The 19,578-nt window shown below is 56.8% G+C and carries 15 protein-coding genes; 5 read left to right on the top strand and 10 right to left on the bottom strand.

The features are described from left to right. Positions 1–133 precede the first annotated feature (133 nt). The 9 genes from DBV39_RS16745 to DBV39_RS16705 all read right to left on the bottom strand — a co-directional run bounded on the left by DBV39_RS16745 (position 134) and on the right by DBV39_RS16705 (position 11,594). Positions 134–922 carry a MetQ/NlpA family ABC transporter substrate-binding protein gene (locus DBV39_RS16745; protein ID WP_108622515.1) on the bottom strand — a complete coding sequence of 263 codons (789 nt, stop codon included), beginning with the start codon at positions 920–922 and terminating at the stop codon, positions 134–136. Positions 923–941: 19 nt separating this feature from the next. After that, positions 942–1,607: a methionine ABC transporter permease gene (locus DBV39_RS16740; protein WP_108622514.1), complete on the bottom strand. Its 666-nt coding sequence runs from the start codon at positions 1,605–1,607 to the stop codon at positions 942–944. After that, entirely contained in the window at positions 1,604–2,614 is a 1,011-nt protein-coding gene (locus tag DBV39_RS16735) for a methionine ABC transporter ATP-binding protein (RefSeq protein WP_108622513.1), read from the bottom strand. The genes DBV39_RS16740 and DBV39_RS16735 overlap by 4 nt, the downstream gene beginning before the upstream one ends. A gap of 239 nt (positions 2,615–2,853) precedes the next feature. Then, positions 2,854–3,057 (bottom strand): YqaE/Pmp3 family membrane protein, encoded by a 204-nt coding sequence (locus DBV39_RS20345; protein WP_108622512.1) that lies wholly within the window; start codon positions 3,055–3,057, stop codon positions 2,854–2,856. A 112-nt stretch (positions 3,058–3,169) separates the two neighbouring features. Then, a complete protein-coding gene (locus tag DBV39_RS16725; RefSeq protein WP_108622511.1) occupies positions 3,170–4,390 on the bottom strand; it encodes a CaiB/BaiF CoA transferase family protein in 1,221 nt (406 codons plus the stop codon). Between the two features lie 210 nt (positions 4,391–4,600). After that, positions 4,601–5,830 (bottom strand): DUF3322 domain-containing protein, encoded by a 1,230-nt coding sequence (locus DBV39_RS16720; protein WP_227870688.1) that lies wholly within the window; start codon positions 5,828–5,830, stop codon positions 4,601–4,603. Positions 5,831–5,902: 72 nt separating this feature from the next. Further along, entirely contained in the window at positions 5,903–9,304 is a 3,402-nt protein-coding gene (locus tag DBV39_RS16715) for an ATP-binding protein (RefSeq protein ID WP_108622509.1), read from the bottom strand. Continuing rightward, positions 9,297–9,995 (bottom strand): DUF4194 domain-containing protein, encoded by a 699-nt coding sequence (locus DBV39_RS16710; RefSeq protein ID WP_108623342.1) that lies wholly within the window; start codon positions 9,993–9,995, stop codon positions 9,297–9,299. The genes DBV39_RS16715 and DBV39_RS16710 overlap by 8 nt, the downstream gene beginning before the upstream one ends. Positions 9,996–10,139: 144 nt before the next feature. Further along, entirely contained in the window at positions 10,140–11,594 is a 1,455-nt protein-coding gene (locus tag DBV39_RS16705) for a DUF3375 domain-containing protein (RefSeq protein ID WP_108622508.1), read from the bottom strand. A 380-nt stretch (positions 11,595–11,974) separates the two neighbouring features. Here DBV39_RS16705 and DBV39_RS16695 point away from each other — a divergent pair, with 380 nt between their 5' ends. After that, a complete protein-coding gene (locus tag DBV39_RS16695) occupies positions 11,975–13,903 on the top strand; it encodes an NAD(P)-binding protein (protein ID WP_108622506.1) in 1,929 nt (642 codons plus the stop codon). Positions 13,904–13,932: 29 nt separating this feature from the next. On the opposite strand, the gene DBV39_RS16690 is transcribed toward DBV39_RS16695, so the two are convergent. Beyond that, positions 13,933–14,706 carry a hypothetical protein gene (locus tag DBV39_RS16690; RefSeq protein ID WP_227870687.1) on the bottom strand — a complete coding sequence of 258 codons (774 nt, stop codon included), beginning with the start codon at positions 14,704–14,706 and terminating at the stop codon, positions 13,933–13,935. A 292-nt stretch (positions 14,707–14,998) separates the two neighbouring features. Here DBV39_RS16690 and DBV39_RS16685 point away from each other — a divergent pair, with 292 nt between their 5' ends. From DBV39_RS16685 to DBV39_RS16670, 4 genes are read left to right on the top strand one after another with little or no spacing between them, the layout of a single operon-like run. After that, positions 14,999–16,150 (top strand): efflux RND transporter periplasmic adaptor subunit, encoded by a 1,152-nt coding sequence (locus DBV39_RS16685; protein WP_108623340.1) that lies wholly within the window; start codon positions 14,999–15,001, stop codon positions 16,148–16,150. After that, on the top strand, positions 16,147–17,352 hold the full coding sequence (locus DBV39_RS16680; protein WP_108622505.1) for an ABC transporter permease: 1,206 nt from the start codon (positions 16,147–16,149) through the stop codon (positions 17,350–17,352). Before DBV39_RS16685 ends, DBV39_RS16680 begins: the two co-directional genes overlap by 4 nt. Before the next feature lies 1 nt (position 17,353). Further along, complete coding sequence (locus DBV39_RS16675) at positions 17,354–18,073, top strand: ABC transporter ATP-binding protein (RefSeq protein ID WP_108622504.1); 720 nt, start codon at positions 17,354–17,356, stop codon at positions 18,071–18,073. 23 nt (positions 18,074–18,096) lie between these two features. Then, positions 18,097–19,575 carry an efflux transporter outer membrane subunit gene (locus DBV39_RS16670; RefSeq protein WP_108623339.1) on the top strand — a complete coding sequence of 493 codons (1,479 nt, stop codon included), beginning with the start codon at positions 18,097–18,099 and terminating at the stop codon, positions 19,573–19,575. Positions 19,576–19,578 lie beyond the last annotated feature (3 nt).

Below are 19,578 nucleotides of genomic sequence, written 5' to 3'. Positions count from 1 at the left end.
ACAGAAAGACAAGAGCCACCATGAACACTCATGGTGGCTCTTGTCTTTCTGTACCTCGATGCTTCTGATTTACTGGCTTATGGACAAGGACTTCAACCCTTCATCCACCTTTACGCATCTTCACGTTCAGTGATCAGAACGCGGGAACAATCGTGCCTTTGTACTGGTCCTTGATGAACTGGCGCACTGCATCACTTTGCAACGCATCGACCAGCTTCTTGACAGCAGCGTTGTCTGCGTTCCCTTGCACGACGGCCACAAGGTTGGCGTACGGAGATTCAACACCCTCGATCACCAGAGCATCCACAGATGGATTCAGACCAGCTTCGAGTGCATAGTTGGTGTTGATCAGTGCCAGATCAACATCGGGCAGCACACGCGGCAGATTGGCCGCTTCGATCTCACGGAAACGCAGTTTCCTGGGGTTCTCGACAATGTCACGAGACGTCGCCAGTATATTGGTCGGGTCTTTGAGCTTGATCAGCCCCGCTTTCTGCAGCAAAAGCAATGCACGGGCACCATTAGACGGATCATTCGGCAAGGCAACTTGTGCACCTTCCTTGAGCTCATCGAGACTTTTAATCTTGCTGGAATAGGCTCCAAAGGGTTCGACGTGGACCAGCCCGACAGAAACCAGCTTGGTTCCGTGCTGCTGGTTGAACGAATCCATATACGGTTTGTGTTGAAAGAAATTGGCTTCGATCGCGCCATCCGCCACCTGACGATTCGGCTGCACATAGTCAGTGAACACCTTCACCTCCAGGTCCACACCTTGCCTGGCAAGCTCGGGTTTCACGAACTCGAGCAGCTCTGCGTGTGGCACAGGCGTGGCGGCCACACTCAAGGACTGTGCCTGGGCCAGCGAAATACCCAGTCCCAATGAACCAAACAGAACGACTGAAACAGCTTTTTTAATAAACATTCCTTCACCTTTAAAAAACTCAGGCAATCCGGTGGTTAAGCCTGGCAACCAGCCAGTCACCGAACACCTGCATCAACTGCACCAGCACAACCAGAATCAGTACGGTCACGACCATAATGTCTGTTTGATAACGCTGATATCCGAATCTGACGGCCAGATCACCGAGCCCGCCACCGCCGATCACACCGGACATGGCGGAATACCCCACCAGCATGATCGCAGTCACAACAGTCGCAGCAACAATGCCAGTGCGGGCCTCTGGCAAAAGCGCCATGAGGACAGTCTGGGTCGAACTCGCCCCCATCGCCCGACTGGCTTCGCTGACCCCAGGATCCAGCTCCTTAAGCACGTTCTCAACCAGTCTCGCAAAAAATGGTGCTGCGCTGACAACCAGCGGAGGTATGGAACCGGCCACGCCCAGTGATGTTCCGGCCAGCACTCTTGTGAGTGGGATCATGACGATCAGAAGAATCAGAAACGGGATCGAACGCAGCACGTTCACCACCAGGGAGAGCGACTGATAGACCGGGGCGTTACTCATCATCTGCTTCGGGCCGGTCAGAAACAGAATGACACCAATTGGCAAACCGATGATGACCGCAAACAACAGCGACGCCCCTGTCATCAGCAACGTGTCCTGGGTAGCGTCCCAGATCATCAACCAGTCCAGATTACCCCACGTCATGGGTGCAACTCCTCATGCTGTATACCGAGATCGTTCATAGCCGACTCCAGTCGCGCCAGCTCCTCTGGCGCACCCTCTGCCTGGATGACCAGCTGTCCATAAGGGGTCGCATTGATCTGTCCGACCGATCCCTGGAGGATACTGACATCCAGGTTCAGCTCACGGCTTAGGCGACTGATCAATGGCTGGGTCGCCGTTTTTCCCTTAAAGCTCAGCCGCATGATCCTGCCCTGGGTAGTACGCACCATGTCTCGCCAACCTTCTGTGTCATTGCCACTTTGCGCCAGCAAACTTTGCGTGGTTGCATCCTTCGGGTGAAGAAACACCTCAAGCACATCGCCACTCTCAACCAGTACACCGCGCTCGATCACCGCCACGCGATGACAGATCTGACGGATCACATCCATACTGTGGGTGATAAGCACGATGGTAAGCCCCAGTCGTTGATTGATCTCGCGCAGCAGTTTCAAGATGGACTGGGTTGTCTCGGGATCCAGCGCCGAGGTCGCCTCATCGCACAACAACAGGTCAGGCCGATTGGCCAGCGCGCGGGCGATGCCCACCCGTTGCTGCTGACCCCCCGAGAGTTGGCGCGGATACTTGGCAGCATGGTCCGCCAGTCCGACGAGCTCGAGCACCTCCAGCGCCCGGTTTTTCTGGGCCTGCCGGCTCATACCTGCCAGTTTGAGCGGGAAGCAGACATTGTCCAGAACTGACCTGGACTGCAACAGATTGAAGTGCTGAAACACCATGCCAATCTTTTGCCGTATCACACGCAGCTGCGGCTCGGCGAGCTCAGATATGCACTGGTCGTTGAGAATCACCCTGCCCGTGGTTGGCCGCTCGAGCAAGTTCAACAGGCGTATCAGCGTGCTCTTTCCCGCACCTGATCGGCCAATAATGCCAAACACCTCTCCCTGTTCGATACGCAGGTTGATGTCGGACAGGGCCACCACCTCACGCCCGGCACTCAGGTAAGACTTACGGATATTTTCTAGCTGAATCAAGGAAGGAAACCATCGAATAGTCTGAGGATAAGACGAGATTGTGCATCACACTCAAGCAGTTGCACCGACAGGAATTTAGCACTGACAGATCAGAATTGCATGGCAACCGGAAATTACACATGGTTTATTTATTACCAAAAGGAATATGGGTGAACATGCCAGTCTGACTCACTACTCACTGCGTGGGCCCTGATTCTTTACTTCCCGGCAAGGGTTCAGCCCCGAGGAGTCCCGAACATTCAGAGCTGACGCGTTTCACGTATGGCCCGTTCGAGCCGCTCGGATCGCTTGTCAGCCAGATGACTGTTTACGACCAGGATGGCGTGTACCGCTCCTGGAATGAAAAGGCAAAGCGTCAAGATGATGTTCAGGATGAACTGAAACGGCTTCCCACAAAACAGCACCGCCAGAGGCGGCAGCAAAATCGCCAGCAAATACAGCATGCAGACTCCCCTTCATTCGGATTCCTTCATTCGGACTCCTTCATTCTAAAGCCAGACTTGGCACAGGACACGCAAACCAGACAGACCCGAAAGCTGACCCCGCCCCTGCCGTTTATATGACACCCTGATCGCGTAACGCCGCAACGGCTTCGGTCGTAAGTCCCAGCTCATTGACGAGAACAGACTCGGTGTGTTCACCGAGCCTGGGCGGTGGCCGATGCGAAACAGGCGCCTGGCTAAAGCGAAGCGGATTGCGCAACACGTGAACCTCACTGTCTGGTCCATATGGCAATTGCACGTCCAGCCCCTTGTGTTGCACCTGGGGATCACTGAACACATCCTGCATGGTGTTAATAGGGCCACTGGGCACACCCGCGGACCTGAACGACCTGAGAAGCTCCGCGCGTTTTCTGACCAAAATGATGGTGCTCAGATACTCCTTGAGTGCCGACCTGTTGGCCACACGGGCAGCGTTGGTTCGGAATCGCACGTCAGACGCGAGGGTGGCACATCCCAGCGCCTGACACAGTGCCTTGAACTGTCGATCGTTACCCGCAGCCACAATCAGATGTCCATCGCTGCATTCGAACACTTCCGACGGTGCTGCAATCGGATTGGAGTTACCAGCGCGCCCCGGCACCAAACCCGTATTCAGATAGCTCACAGCCAGATGACCGTTCATGGAGACAGACGCGTCAAGCAACGAGGTATCGATATACTGACCCTCCCCTGTTCGCAAGCGATGAAACAGCGCCCCCACCACGGCACTGTGGGCGTAGAGGCCGGTCACAATGTCGGTAATCGGGATCGATGTTCGCATGGGTTCAGCGCCTGGAGTTCCGTCGGGCTGGCCGCAGGTGCTCATCAGCCCCGCCATGCCCTGCAAGATAAAGTCATACGCGACATGCTTGGCGTACGGTCCGCTCTGACCGTACCCACTGATCGAGCAGTAGATGATCCCAGGGTTCAGCTTGCGTATGTTCTCATAATCCAGACCATACTTGGAGAGGCCACCTGCCTTGAAATTCTCGACAAACACGTCGCATTTCGTAGCCAGTGCACGAACCAGTTCTGCGCCTTCCGGATCAGCAATATCGACCGTGACAGACTGTTTGGATCGGTTGTAGGCCAGAAAGGTGGTCGCTCTATCCTGATCAGCAGACTCATCATCCGACTTCAGGAACGGGCCCATCCTGCGGGTGTCATCCCCCTCGTTCGGTCGCTCGATCTTGTACACAGTGGCCCCGGCATCGCCGAGCATCTGGGTGCACAAGGGTCCCGCAATGACCCTGGAAAGATCCAGCACCTTGATCCCTTCGTAAATTCCTGCCATGCCAGTGCTCCTCAATGCGTTTAGCTGATTCTTGCTCCGACAAAGCTTAAGCGCAAAGGAAACGTCCTGACCACATTGCTGTGCGCTCAACGGACTAGGGACAACCCGACAATCTGCGTTCAGCGACGGTTGTGGTGCCTGTCGTTGTCGATCATGAGCAGCCTGGAAAAAACTCAATCCACTCCTGCTTAAAGACCGAAAAACAATCGCTTACCCCGGCGAACGGCCCATCAGTCGTATCTGAGCCCATTCGTAGCCGACCAGTTCTTGTTCGAGCCGCACCGACTGCCCAAGTCGATTGTCGCGAAGATCATCAAATAGTGCGAGCTCATCTCGCGTGAGCCGATGCAGATCAGCCAAAAATGGCCTCGGTTCCTGAACCCAGTATGGCTTGTGAGCCATGAGCGTATCCCGGTCCATCAACACGGAGCGGACATGAGGACAGAATGCCCGCAATCGGTCCAGAATCGCAAAACCGTGTGTATCAACATCACCCCAGTAGTCCATCACGCATTCATGAAGCCATTCAACTTCTGCAAGCGACTCCCACCCGTATCCCGACCCGAACATCGCCAACGTTGCAGGCATAGCGGGTAGCGCCAGAAAGTTGACTTCGTTTTCTGTGATGATCACTCTTTGAAGATCGAGACGCAGTCTTGCGAAACTCCCGGCATCGAGCGTGACGTCCGGGCTCTTGATACCCGGAAACATTTCCATGCCCGGGTCCAGGACCCGAAAACGAATCCGGACCGGCTTTTCTCGAAAGCCATAGCGACTCGCGAACCGGCCAACACCCGTCTGCGCGATATCAATCTGGGCGGGAGACAAAACGATATCCAGAAGCTCGATCAGCACCGAACGATGAGCTTCCAGAAACTTGGTATGAACCCCCGCTATGTCGACCTGCCTCAGGTAGATAGCCGGGCGCGGATGCTCGTGCAACCATTGGACGACAGATAACAGTCGGACCCAGTCCTGTGCCAGGTCCAGCACCCGCAATGGATGACGACGCATCCAGGCAGTGAGAGCCGGAATCTGGTGTTGAGTCAGATGGACAAGTTCTTTAAACCTTGCTGCCTCACGCTCCTTGCCAAGCCAGCGCAATGCCTGCTCCAGCGAGTCGATCCAGACTGCAACCGGCAGCCGCTGACTGCCCTGCACTCGATTGCGCACCTCAGCCCATTCAATCCGGATGGGCGCGGTCGTGCCCGTCAGTCTGGTCACCCAGTTTCTGACCCCCTGAAAGTTCTCCGTGATATTCGAGGCGCGAGGCCCCTTGAGCGGAACACGAAGCGGGAATCGTTCAGTGACGGATGATTCGTCAGACACATCATCAGCCAGGGTGTCGCCAAGGCAGTCACGTAGCAGATCACCCCGATCCCATCGCCGCATCAACTGTCGTCTGATGTCTTCTGGCCCACTCCACAGTTTCTCACTCACATCTCACCACCTTGCCAAAACAACTACCGGGCTGCGGCCAAGGCTCGGCATGAGCCACTCGCACCAAGACGGTCAAGGCTGCCCGGCAGAAGAGAGAGCCGATGCCCGTAACTGGCTCTTCTGATTCTGATACTCCTCGATGGTCAGGTTTCTCAGTGCAGAGGCCTGGCCATCTGGATTGTGTACAAACCCGACATTCGACACGAAAGGTTCAATGATGTGAATCTTCTGCAACGGCGTCACGATCAGCAACTGCAGGTTGAGTTGTTTGAAGAGCTTGAGTCCATATTGAGCAGACTCATCCGAGCCTCGGCCAAATGCCTCGTCAATGACCACGAACCTGAACGATCGCGATCGCACGGCGCCCCACTCCAGCCCAAACTGATAGGCAAGACTGGCAGCGAGAATCGTGTAGGCGAGCTTTTCTTTCTGGCCACCGGACTTGCCACCCGAGTCCGAATAGTGCTCGTGCTCACTACCATCTTCACGCCAGCGTTCACTAGCTGCAAACAAAAACCAGTTACGAACGTCAGTCACTTTTGCGGTCCAGCGCCGATCGTGTTCTGTGAGCCCTTCTCGACCTCGAAACCTGTCGATGACCGCCTTGACCTGGAGAAACTTGGCTTCGGAGTACTGCTCGTCCTCAGAACCTGTCACAGAGCCTTCAGTGCAACTTCTGAGCTCCTGCTGAAAAGTCCGGATCTCCGCGTCCGCTGTGGGCTGCGACTCCAGCACGATATAGCGTCCCGTGTTGTAGTCGATTTCGGCCAGTGAGCGGTTTATCAGTGCGATCCGTTCCTTGATCGTCTCGCGCTTGCCAGCCAGCTTGGCGTTAAAGCTCGCAATCTCGTTGATGGTGTTGACGTTGAGCAACTCTTTAAAGCGGCTGGCAAATCGCGGCAGATCATCATGATTGAGCCGATTGAGCAGATTCTCGTATTCGTAGGCTGCCGCCAGACTCGCATCAAAATCCGCTGTCTCAAGCTTGAACGCGTCTTTGAAGCTCGCCATGGCCTTGATAATGCGCTCGGCGAGCCGTCTAAGCTTCTGATCCTCCTGATCGATCCGGGTCTGCAGCCAGCCCCGGACCTCCTGCTCACACCCATCGCAATTATCCAGCGTGACAGCCTTATCCGGTATCGCCTGCGCTGTGATCTCGCTCAGTGCCATATCCATCCCGGACGGCACGGGGCAGGATTCAATGAGCGAGCGGGTTCGTTCGCGAAGCTCTTCGCAATCTGCCTGGCGCTGCTGCACACGAGCACGCTTGTCTCGCATCGCCTGCAACCGGGTCTCGAGAGTCGCCTGCCGGGCCTGTGTCTGATTCAGCCGCTCGTTCATAGACCTCAATGCGTCCGATGCCCGTTCCAGGGTGACGCGTTCTTCTTCGAGGGTCGCAATTCGAGTCGCAATCTCGGCCCAGTCCAACTCGTCGAAACTGACAAACTCATCCAGACGGGTCAGGGCATCGAGTCTGCCTTGAAGGGCTCTGCGCTGTTGATCAGCCTGACTGATCGCGGAGCCTGTGTCTGCCATCCGCGTCTCGAGCAGATCCATTTTGGCCTGCAACGCGGCGATCTTGGCCTGGTTGCTCCAGCCCAGCACGTAGCGGCCACGATCATCGATGCGATGGCGGTCATCTTTTTCGTGACGTCCGGATGGATCCTTGATCTGACCTGCCTGGGTGATGGCGCGCGATTCGCGCCGAAACTGTTCCTGGGTTTCGCAGCACGCCACATCAAACCGATATGCAAGCTCTCTCTCGAGCCAATCGTAAAAACCGGAATCTGGTTTGACCGAGAGCTTGCGAACCAGCGAGTCCCGATGCAGCTCTGGCAGGGCTGCCGGCTGGCGGGCCCTGACATGAAAATACACAAACCGGCCTCGAAGCGAATTGCGATCAATCCACTCGACCACCTTTCGGTAATGCTCGTCGGGCACCAGCATCGACAAACCAAAACCGCGCAGCAGCCGTTCTGCCGCGCCTTCCCAGTCACGCTCTTGTTCTCGCACCTGGATAAGCTCGCCCACAAACGGCATCTGATCTTCGTTGAGCTTCAATGCCTCACACAAGGCCTGCCTTATCTGCACCTGCCTGACATCGATGTTGCTGCGACGTCGCTTCAAACTTGAAATCTCGTCGTCCAGCTGATCATGTTCAAGCTTGTCTTGACGCATCATTACGCCTAGCTCGGTCAGCCGGTTCTGGAAGTCCGCATCCTGCCCTTCGATCTCGGTTCGCCACTGACCGAACTTCACTCGTTGAGCCTCAAAACGACCCCGCTCGGTTGCAGGCGCTTCGCCCAACACGGCTGCCAGCTCGGCATAGCGAGCAGACTTGGCCTTTCGCGCATCGCGCGTGGGTTCAAGTGTCCGGATTTCTGCGGCCAGCCGGGCCAGTCGATCTCCACCGTTCTCGCTGATCGCCTGCTTGAGCTCATCAATCTGGATCAGCAAGGTTTCTCGCTGTCGTTCAACCGTCTCGATCTGCGCCGATTGCTCGACGATATCCTCACCGAGCTGCACTAGACGCGCTTCGGAAAGCGTCAGTTTCACGGTCGCAAAATACCCCTGCAGAGCATCCCGACACTCGCGTAGTCGCGTCACTTCAGACTGAACAGCATCGTGACGCTGGGCATCCGTAACCAATGGTGTCAACATCTCAACCTGTTTCTGCGCTTTGAGCACCGCTTCATGGGCCCGGTTCAGATCATCAAAGTGCTCAATAAGCGACTCGATGCTGGTTTGTACATCGAGTGACTCAAGCATGTGACTGCGCACAAAGTCAGTCAGATTACCGATTGACTTCATCGACACGGTCTGATGAAACAGATCAAGCGCCTGATCGTTCTCGCTACTGATACCAAACCGGCGCTTGAACCAGGCGGTGTACGGAGGAAATGTCTGATGCACATCCATGCCGGCATCGCGCAGGCGCTTGCGCAGAGCTGTCATGTCACTGCCAAACCCGGCAAAGTCCTTTGTGATCGTCAGATCTTTTTCCGCGGTGACATAAAACCTGTCAGGCTGCCCACTCGGTTCTTTCATCCAGTACACATGGGCCAGCGTAATGGTCTGGTCGTAACCAGCGTTATGAAACACGCCAAGAATGACCGAGTAACTGCCGAGCCCTCTAAGCGAGACCGGGCGTGCGGCACCAGTGGTTTCGTTACGCTCGGACTTGTAATAGCCCATCACGTAGGATCGCAGACTGCGCTCTTTGTTGTCAGCACCTGCAGCCTTGTTATAAGCCACGCGCTGAGCGGGCACCAGCAGCGTGGTGATCGCATCGACCAGTGTCGACTTCCCTGATCCGATATCACCCGTGAGCAGGCCGTTGCGTCCATCCAGCTGCAGGGTCCAGACACGTTGATCAAAAGTTCCCCAGTTCAGCACTTCCAGTCGGCGCAGCCTGAATCCCGAGAGCGTATCGTCGCCCAGAAAATCCAGCATTCCTGGCATCAAGTCATTCATCGTCTGGCTCCCGTACCTGATCACCATCCGCCTGCTGAATCAATTCTCCTCGCAGGGCCGCCTGATAGGCGGCCAGTCGCACATCGAATTCCGATAGCCACTGCGCGTCCACGAACGCCTTGAGGATGCGGCGCACTTCGTAATGCCCGGGGCCTTGCTTTTGTGAAGAGGTTGACTTGAGCTTGTGCAAAAAACCCAGCTCCACCACCTTGTTGATCGATGCCTCGATCTGGTCAATCAGTCTGACCTCGTTGGACTGATCAGGCATGAAAAGCCGCACCTGCTCCACGATCTCGTCACGCGACAGTACCAGCCTGGTATCCACCCCCCCTGCATCGAACTCAAGCAGTTGCTTGCGAAGAAGTGCCAGCAAAAGACTGACCTGAAACGAAAGCGGACGACGCGCAATCAACCGGGGCAGCTTTGGACCGGACTCCGTGTCGCCATCCTGTGCACGACTCTTGAGAAAGGCGTAGCCTTCGGCCTCATCAAGGACCAGCTCCAGTCCCAGGACAGACACATAGTCCATCACATGTGGCTGCAGGCTCAACAGCCGGGCCCACTGCCGCTCGTCCTGTTCCCGGTACTGGACGCCCTTCAGGAGGTTGACAAGGAGAATCGAAAGGTCTGAAGGTGCATCGGCCGCAAATGATCCGCCGTCTTGCATCGACTGCCCGGATTCAGCGCTCATTTGATGGGCCGTTTTATCGTTGTCATGCATGAAGATCAGGAGTAAGCAAAAGAATTAAAACAATGAAACACAGGGATGAGTACACCAGTCCCGGAGTCCGGAACTGTAAAGCACGAGGTGACTTCGCTCAGGTTAATCTGATCATCATCGCATGAAGATCACCCGGGGCAAACGGGCCACTCTTCGCACCGAATCACCAGATGCCGTCTCGCCAAACCACTCGATGTCATCCATGGTCTGCTCGTCGACCGAGCTCGAGAAGCCATCATTACCCAGTTGCAGATAGGTGATCAACTCGGCCAGACCCTGTTCGATCGGCTGTGCCGCGACCAGATCCCGCAGGGTGACCTGATCGCGTTCTTGCAGCATCTGACGTACGTGCCGCGTGAGCCTGGCCTTGTCGACCATGATTTGCTCGAAAAGTGTCTGCGCGTCAACATCATCGTCTTCAGCCTGCAGGACCAGATCATTGATCACCGGTTTGAACGCCGGCGTATACAAGGGTCTCTCCATGATGAGATCAATGGAAGCACGCGTGCTCGCAATCTGCATAAAGGCGCCAGCAGGCATGCGATCGCGAACACTCAAGGCACGCCCCTCGAGACTGCGCATGATATCCATGATGCGACGGTTCTCCAGCCAGGCCTGATCATCCAGAAATCGCCGTAACTGCTGTGACAGGACCGCAACCGTTCGCTGAGTGTGTTCGCCCGCCTCGACCCAGTCATGATGCATCCGCCGGGTGCGCGGATCAGGTTCGAGAGAGGCAACGACCGGCAACGCCAAAACGCGCTCAAGCAGATCTGTCAGCTCGTCCTGCCGTCGGCTCGATAGCAGGAAATCCCAGAAAGCCCGAAAGCTCTTGCCCTGATCAGAGTCTGCAATCGCATCGCGCTCACCCATGATGTCTTCAAGCAAAGCGCCCTTGCCGCCCTCCCACTTGGCAATACGCTCGCGTACGCGTCGATCCAGCATTCTGAAGTTGTGTTCGACTTCACGGAAATCCGACAAAAGCTCGCGCGAACCTTGCATGAACTGCTGGAATCGATCTTTAAGGGCTGTGTCATCCAGAACCGGCATATCACCACTGGCCACCCGCTCGATCTCTGCATCAATTTCAGCACGTTTTCTGACCAGCTCGGCCATGCGACGCTCGGGGTCGGTATCACTTCCCTCGCTCATCTGCTTGAGCAGATCAAACAACGTGAGTAACCGTGATTCGGTGCCGACAAACTGCCTCTCGGTCAGCTGGGTAAGCCATGCAATCGCTTTCTCGGTCGCGGGGGTGATATCGAACTGCGCATCATCGGTTCCCGCCTTGTAGAACTTGCGCAGCCATCCCTTGTCTGGTGCCGCCCACTCGTTCAGGTAGTGCAACGCCGCACCTGGAAATGAAGCATCCCCCAGCCGCAAACGCAGCGCGTAGAGTTCATCTTCCAGTATCTCGACCAGATCAGCCTGGGACATCACCCGTACATTGGGCACGACAAACACTCGATGCAGAAAGCTTGCAATGAGCGGCGCGTGATCCGAGCGCATGAGACGCCAGGCCGGATGCTGCAGACGCAATGTCGAAAGGGTGTCAAAGTCAAGAGACATGGTTAGAAATCAGGAAAGACAACAAAAAAACGCATCAAAAACTGCACCCTGACATGCCGGCATCATGATCACACACGGCTTATGCCCGGCGCATTGCCGTTGGTTGAAAGCGGGTCCTGCCGGCTCACCAACCCGTTCAGCAATCAGGATACACGACCCGATCCTTTTTTCTGTATCCGCGAATACAGGCGCGGCTGCGCACGAGAACCCGACGTCACACATCCCGGCCAATCCTCGCTCTACGCCTGGCTGCATTGCACCTGGTCTGTGACAAATCCAGCCATCCGACACAAAGCGTTTACTGTTACGCTTGAAATCCTCAGTCACCGGCAGGATCAAACCAACCAGGGCGATTGTCTGCCACGCAAGAGGGGAACATCATGAGCATCACGCGCAGAGACTTCTTGAATGGCGTCGCACTCTCGATCATACCGGGTGTCGCACCGATCAATCTGCTCAGAGCCAACCCAGGCGAGTCGGACCTCGTCCGCCAGACACTTCAATCCCCGATACCCGCCTACCCCCCCACACTGACCGGCCTGCGTGGCAACCACCCCGGATCATTTGAAGTCGCTCACGGATTTGCCCGTGAGGGACAGGCGTACGACTTTGACACTGTGCCTTTGCTAGAAGAGTACGACCTGGTCATCGTCGGTGCGGGCATCAGCGGACTGGCCGCGGCCTGTTTCTATCAGGAAAAGTTCGGCTCTGGCAAGAAGATCCTGCTGCTGGACAACCACGATGACTTTGGCGGGCATGCCAAACGCAACGAGTTCGACACATCGTATGGATTGGTACTGGGTTATGGAGGCAGTGAGTCACTGCAGTCCCCCCGCTCCGTGTTCAGTCCAGTTGCCATGGGCTTGCTCAAGGACCTGAAGGTTAATATTGATGCGCTCGCCGCCGGGTTCAGGCGGACGTTCTACCCGGATCTTGGATTGAGCAGAGGTATCTACTTCGATCAGAAGACCTTTGGAGTGGACAAGGTTGTCAGCGGCGACCCGGGCCGTACAGTGGCCGATGACATCCCGCCAGACCGGCTCAACGGGCGTGCGCTCGCAGAGTTCATCGGCGAGTTTCCGTTGCCGGAACTCGACAAGGCCGCATTGCTTGCCCTGCACGAAGAGAAGACTGACTATCTTCAAGGCATGACACTGCAGGAGAAAGACGAATGGATCTTGCGAAACAGTTACACCGCCTTCCTGCGAGACAAGGTCGGACTGAGCGAGCAAGCCATCGCCTACTTTCAGCAGCGAACAAATGACTTTCAGGGCGTAGGCATTGATGCGGTGTCCTGTTCCGACGCGCGCCTGTGTGCGTTGCCGGGGTTCGGTGCGATGGGACTGAGTCCGCTAGACCCGGAAGAACAGGCTGAGCTCGATGATCCATACATTTTCCACTTTCCGGATGGAAACGCAGGACTGGCACGTCTGATGGTGCGCAAGCTGATCCCGCAGGTTGCTAACGGAACAACCATGCAGGACGTTGTGTTAACCCGATTCGACTACAGCAAGCTCGACCGGCCCGAGCATCCCGTGAAATTGCGCCTGAACAGCACCGCGATCCAGTCCAGAAACGTCCGGACAGACGATGGTCAATCCGCTGTGGATACGTTCTACGTGCATGACGGCAAGCTGGTTCGCGTGCGCTCCAGACAGGCCATCATGGCAGGCTACAACATGATGATTCCGTTCGTCGTGCCCGAGATGTCCAAGCCCCAGAAAGACGCGTTGCGCCAGAACGTGAAGGTACCGCTGGTGTACACAAAAGTGGTGATCAGCAACTGGGAGCCCTTCATCCGACTGGGGGTACACGAAATCTACTCGCCAGCTGCCCCTTACAGTCGCGTCAAGCTTGACTACCCGGTTGACCTGGGCGGTTATCAGCATCCGAGAGACCCAGCCAGGCCAATCGGGCTGCACATGGTCCATGTACCCACTGTTGCCGGTAGCGGGTTGCCAAACCGTGATCAGTCGCGAATCGGACGTGCGATCTTGCTTGGCACAACGTTTGAACAGCACGAACAGATAATCCGGGACCAATTACAGGGCATGCTCGGTCAGGCCGGATTCAATCATGAAACTGACATCCTGGCGATCACAGTGAACCGGTGGTCTCACGGCTACTCGTACATCGTCAACACGCTATTTGATGATGAGGACCAGAGCGAGCAGACCATGCGGCTGGCCAGACAGCCTGTTGGCCAGATCACCATAGCGAACTCGGACGCAGGATGGAGCCCCTATGCCCATGCAGCCATCGACCAGGCGTGGCGTGCGGTCAATGAGTTACGGGACCTGTCGGCATAGATCAAAACTCACGGATCACCGAGCAAAACTTACATCACCCCCAGGATCCAGCCTTCGATTTGCGCGATCCCCTGCTCGTGTGGCGCAAGCTGTGGACTGAAATACCGGGCAAGACTGCCCTGCTGGTCCATCTGTCTGAGCCAGCTCGCCACGACAAAAGCGTCATGCTGATCAGGGGTACGCCCTTGTGCCGGATACTGCCTGTTCCAGAGCGAGGGATAAATTTCGGTGATGACGGATTGACCGGCAGCAACGTCCCAGCCGTCAAAGGGCCAGAAGTGAGTCCGGGCACCCAGTTGCTGGCGAAGATAGAGCAACCATGGCAGGCCGGCGTGGGTGGATTTGGCAACCGACCCTGGAACATCAAAGTGAAACACAGACTTGGCGCGCGTTCGCTGCTCGGCCAGTCTGCGCCATCTGGCTGACCCCGTGCGAATACGGCCATTGCCTCTGGAGCCGTTACGTACAAAATCGACGTAAACACCCCTTTGATCTGTCGGCCAGTGAGCATGAAAATCCATCAGAAACGATGGCCAGTCCGGAGCCAGGTGATGGGTTTCAAAGTAGCGCATCGGAAAAGAGAAACCGTGATCGATTCCGACGATGGTCGGCACGTTGTCTGACAGACGAGTCACCAGCCAGTGCGCCAGGTCAATACGGCTCCAGTATCTGCGCGAACCCGGTACGGGCAGTACCTCTGTGGCCTCGCGATCTCGGGCTGCTTCATAGACCCGCAGGCCTTTCAGGCTGGCGTCCGGGGTTTTTGCGCCGGAATAGTCAACACCAACATAGCGATCGAACACGGGCGTCCTCATTTGAAAGCAGCAATCACCAGACACATCCGCACTATCGGTCAGACTCTCTTCATGTCAGGTTTGCGACCATCGCAAGAGCCCTGCTGTCGGGCGAATCAGGCCACGTAAAAGTTCGCTGGTTTCCCCAGTCGACCTCTTTTTGGTGAATTTGTCTGTCATCCCTGCTGATTGACATACTGTGTTACCAAACGGGTAAGACAGTCTCTGTCTGCGCACGCACAATGAGAGCTTATACCAAGCCTCCCATACCGGGTGGCGGAGCCTGTCCATGAAATCCCTGCTGCATTATTTACCGATCAAAGGCCGTACCCTTGCGCTTGTAGCGGTGCTTTTGCCCTTACTAGCCGTGTTTGTCTATGTCGGGCTGCGATCTGGCCCTCTGGCCCCGGTAGCTGTCACTGTCGTGCAAGTCCAGACCAGGGAGATCACGCCAGCCCTGTTCGGCATCGGAACTGTCCAGGCGCGCTACACCCATGCCATCGGACCGACCAGCGCAGGACGCCTCGATAGTTTGAGAGTAGATGTCGGAGACAGGGTGCGTCAAGGCGAATTGCTTGGAGAAATGGACCCCATTGATCTGGACTTTCGGCTGACAGCCCAGGACGCAGCGATTGAGCGGGCACGTGCCGGTGTGCGCGAAGCACAGTCTCGGCTCGAATTTGCGCAGACGCAGGCCGAGCGCTACGAGCAGTTGTTTGCTGTCAAATCAACCAGCCAGGAGATGCTGGCAACCAGGCGCCAGGAGTTGCGACTGATGCGCGCAAGCCTTGATGTCGCAACGCGGGAACTTGATCGGGTTCAGGCAGAACGCGAAGGGCTGCAAGCCCAGCGAGACAATCTTCGCCTGCGTTCACCCATTGACGGCCTGGTCGTCAAGCGAGATATTGAGCCGGGGACAACCGTCGTAGCGGGTCAGGCAGTTTTCGAGGTGATTGATCCGGACAGTCTGTGGATCAACACACGATTCGACCAGATAAACGCAACCGGAATTGCAAAAGGCCAGCCTGCCGACATTGCATTACGCTCGCGTGCTGGCCAGATTCTGTCAGGCGAGGTCGTGCGCATCGAGCCGCTTGCAGACTCCGTCACCGAGGAGATGCTGGCCAAGGTGACATTCATGCGCACGCCCCAGCAGCTGCCACCGATCGGAGAGCTCGCCGAAGTCACGGTCACACTGGATGGACTCAAACCAGCACCGGCCATACCCAATGCCGCCATCAGACGTGATGGCGCTCGCCCGATCGTCTGGCGGATCGTGGATGGCGAACTCCAAAGCGCTACCGTCACACTGGGTGTACGAGATCTTGACGGCAATGTTCAGGTACTCACTGGCCTTGAGCCGGGTGACGACGTGGTGGTCTACAGCGAGAGTGAGCTCAGAGCCGGGCGCGCGATCCGAATCGTGACCGACATTGCAGGAGTCAGCAAGTGATCAGCCTGGCCGGTCGTGACATCCTGCACTCATGGGGAAAGTTTGTCTTCACCGGCGTAGGTCTGGGTCTCTTGATCGGTGTCACACTTGTCATGGCCGGTGTTTATCGCGGGATGGTCGAGGACGGCAAGGCACTGCTCGACAACACGGGCGCAGATATGTGGGTGGTGCAGAAAGACACGCTCGGACCCTATGCCGAATCATCGAGCATCAATGATGACCTCTACCGTAGCATCGCCACCATGCCTGGGGTTCAGCAGGCCGCCAACATCACCTATCTGACCATGCAGGTTCGCAAGGACGATACAGATGTCCGTGCGATGGCGGTCGGCATTGCAGCTGACGCCCCTGTCACGACGCCTGGGTGGCCGCCCTACCTGGTGGCCGGGCGGCATATCACTCGCGGTCACTATGAGGCCGTAGCTGACATTGGCACAGGCTTCAAACTCGGCGACACCATCAAAATCCGGCGTAACCAGTACACCGTCGTAGGGTTGACCCGACGAATGGTCTCTTCGAGCGGTGATCCTATGGTTTTCATACCGCTCAAAGACGCGCAAGAGGCACAGTTCCTCAAGGACAACGATGCCATCTGGGCGAGTCGCCGTCGCACCGAATCGAATCCGGCTTTCAACCGGCCGGGTGTGCCCGGTCTGCTTGATGCGGTGATTGCATCGCAAAGCACCAATGCCTCGGTCAACGCAGTGCTGGTGACAATCAAACCCGGATTCTCGCCAGATGAGGTCGCGAACGACATCGAGCGTGCCAGAAGACTCACGGTCTACACCCGTGCCGACATGGAGGACATCCTGATCGGCAAGCTGATTGCCACCTCCTCCAGGCAGATCGGCATGTTTCTGGCCATTCTGGCTGTTGTCAGCGCTGCTATCGTCGCTTTCATCATTTATTCGCTCACGATGGACAAGATTCGCGAGATCGCCGTACTCAAACTCATTGGTACGCGTAACACCACAATTGCGGGCATGATCATGCAGCAAGCCCTGGCGCTAGGCGTGATCGGGTTTGTGGTGGGTCGGGTCACCGCCGCGTTCGCTGCGCCCATGTTTCCCAAGTATGTCCTTCTGATGCCACTCGATGCGGTGATCGGATTCGCCATTGTGATGGTGATCTGCGTGCTTGCAAGTCTGGTTGCCATCCGGATGGCACTCAAGGTCGATCCGGCCGAAGCGATTGGAGGCTGACATGGTCGACACCCAGCCCAGAGGCATCCTCATCGAGGGACTGACCAAACGCTATGGTCGGGGAGACACGGCCGTAGACGCACTGAAATGCGTCAACATGAAGGTTGCACCCGGTGAGGTCGTCGGGCTGATCGGTCCATCCGGTTCCGGCAAAAGCACCTTGCTGAAGTGTCTGGGCGCCGTGATCGATCCAACTGCCGGTCGCATGACGCTGGGCGATGACGTGATCTTCGATCAAGGCTGGAAAGTACGCGACTTGCGGGCAATGCGGCGCGACAAGATCGGGTTCGTTTTCCAGGCTCCCTACTTGATTCCGTTTCTCGACGTCACAGACAACGTTGCCCTGCTACCCATGCTCGCAGGAGTACCGAACGGGCCGGCCCGCCAACTGGCGATGGACTTGCTGACCGCACTGGACGTGCAGCACCGTGCCAAAGCCATGCCCTCACAATTGTCTGGCGGTGAACAACAACGCGTCGCGATTGCCCGCGGACTTGTCAATCGCCCTCCGGTCATCCTGGCCGACGAACCCACTGCGCCACTGGACTCTGAACGGGCGATGGCCGTGATCCGCATTCTGAACGACATGGCAGCCCGATTCGAGACAGCCATCATCGTGGTCACCCACGATGAAAAAATCATACCGACTTTCAAACGGATTTATCACATCCGGGATGGCGTCACGCATGAAGAAGCAGGCGAAGGGCGGGGATTCCAGTGAAATCAGTCAAAGCAGAGACAGCGATGAAACGCGAACCACCGAATCATAAAAACGCAAAAGATGTCTTTCGACATCGTCTGAACCTTCTTGCGGCAAGTCTCGTCATAACTGGTCTGGCAGGTTGTACAGCTGGACCGGAGTTTGTCAAACCAGCCAGACCGGACATCCATCGGTACACCACTGGAGCGGTGGTCACACAAACAGTATCGGCGCCAGGTGAGCTGGGTCGGGCGCAGACCATTGTGCAGGGTATGCCAGTTCAGACGCAATGGTGGCGAACGTTTCAATCTGACGAGCTTAGCACCCTGATCGAAAGTGCGTTCACCAACAGCCCGACCCTCGCGAGTGCACAGGCCAGATTGCGTGAGTCGCAGGAACTGCTGGCAGCCTACTCGGGCTCCATGCAACTTCCCCAGGTGCAAGCTTCGCTCGGCGCACAACGGCAGCAGTCAAGCCCTGCCAGTCAGGGTTTGCAGGGAGATAGCCGGCAATTCAGTCTTTACAACGCAAGTGTTGGAGTGTCCTACAACCTTGACATCGCAGGGGGTATCCGTAGCCAGGTTCAAGCCCTGTCAGCACGAGTGGATCTGCGTGCATATGAGCTTCAGGCTGCCCAACTGACGCTCGCCGGCAATATCGCCACAACAGCAATCACCCGTGCAAGACTGGCCTCACAGTACGCCGCCACGGAGCAGATCCTGAAAGCTCAGAACGAACAGGTACGGCTGGCCTACCAGCGCATCCGTCTGGGCAACGCATCACCTGATGAGGCATTGAGCCTGACGGCACAGGCCCAGCAAACCCGGGCAGAGCTCCCCTTTCTGCAAAAGCAGATTCAGCAAGCGGACCACTTGCTTGCAGTGCTGGCAGGCCAGGCACCAGGCACCACAAGCATGCCAACCTTCACATTGTCAGACTTCAAGCTGCCAGGTGAGCTGCCGCTGGTCGTGCCCTCAGAGCTGGTGAAGCGCCGTCCTGACATTCAATCGTCGATTGCCCTGATGCAGGCTGCCAACGCAGAATACGGCGTGGCGCTTGCCCGCCTGTACCCGCAACTCACCATCAGTGCCAGCACCGGCACCCAGGCACTGTCGACTGGTGCACTGTTCGGTCCAGGCTCTGCGGTCTGGGCGCTGCTAGCACAGCTTGCCCAACCGGTTTTTAATGCCGGGCTACCGGCTGAAAGCCGCGCAGCGCTGGCCGCGTTTGATGCCGCTGCCGCAAATTATCAGAATGTTGTGTTGCAGTCTCTACGGGAAGTGGCTGACAGCCTTCGTGCCATCGAGAACGACGCTCAGGCGCTTGCTGCAATCGCCTCGGCCGATGCAGCTGCCCGGGGATCCATGCGTTCGACCGAGCGGCAGTTCGAGCTGGGCGCAGCCAGCAGCCTGGAATTACTGGTCATTCAGCAACAAGCGCAGCGGATCAGGATTCAATACGTTTCAGCGCAGGCTCAACGTCTGACTGACAGCGTTGCGCTTTATCTGGCAATGGGTGGCTGACGC

It is taken from the genome of Orrella marina (assembly GCF_003058465.1).
Taxonomy (GTDB): domain Bacteria; phylum Pseudomonadota; class Gammaproteobacteria; order Burkholderiales; family Burkholderiaceae_B; genus Algicoccus; species Algicoccus marinus.
The sequence above is the reverse complement of the archived record's forward strand: the minus strand, read 5'-3'. Positions and strand labels throughout refer to the sequence as shown.

Bases quoted from the DNA above. Each gene is read 5' to 3' on its own strand.
- DBV39_RS20345 (WP_108622512.1), bottom strand. From the start codon at position 3,057: ATGCTGTATTTGCTGGCGATTTTGCTGCCGCCTCTGGCGGTGCTGTTT.
- DBV39_RS16705 (WP_108622508.1), bottom strand. From the start codon at position 11,594: ATGTCTCTTGACTTTGACACCCTTTCGACATTGCGTCTGCAGCATCCG.
- DBV39_RS16710 (WP_108623342.1), bottom strand. From the start codon at position 9,995: ATGAGCGCTGAATCCGGGCAGTCGATGCAAGACGGCGGATCATTTGCG.
- DBV39_RS16675 (WP_108622504.1), top strand. From the start codon at position 17,354: ATGGTCGACACCCAGCCCAGAGGCATCCTCATCGAGGGACTGACCAAA.
- DBV39_RS16695 (WP_108622506.1), top strand. From the start codon at position 11,975: ATGAGCATCACGCGCAGAGACTTCTTGAATGGCGTCGCACTCTCGATC.
- DBV39_RS16670 (WP_108623339.1), top strand. From the start codon at position 18,097: ATGAAACGCGAACCACCGAATCATAAAAACGCAAAAGATGTCTTTCGA.
- DBV39_RS16725 (WP_108622511.1), bottom strand. From the start codon at position 4,390: ATGGCAGGAATTTACGAAGGGATCAAGGTGCTGGATCTTTCCAGGGTC.
- DBV39_RS16740 (WP_108622514.1), bottom strand. From the start codon at position 1,607: ATGACGTGGGGTAATCTGGACTGGTTGATGATCTGGGACGCTACCCAG.
- DBV39_RS16745 (WP_108622515.1), bottom strand. From the start codon at position 922: ATGTTTATTAAAAAAGCTGTTTCAGTCGTTCTGTTTGGTTCATTGGGA.
- DBV39_RS16715 (WP_108622509.1), bottom strand. From the start codon at position 9,304: ATGAATGACTTGATGCCAGGAATGCTGGATTTTCTGGGCGACGATACG.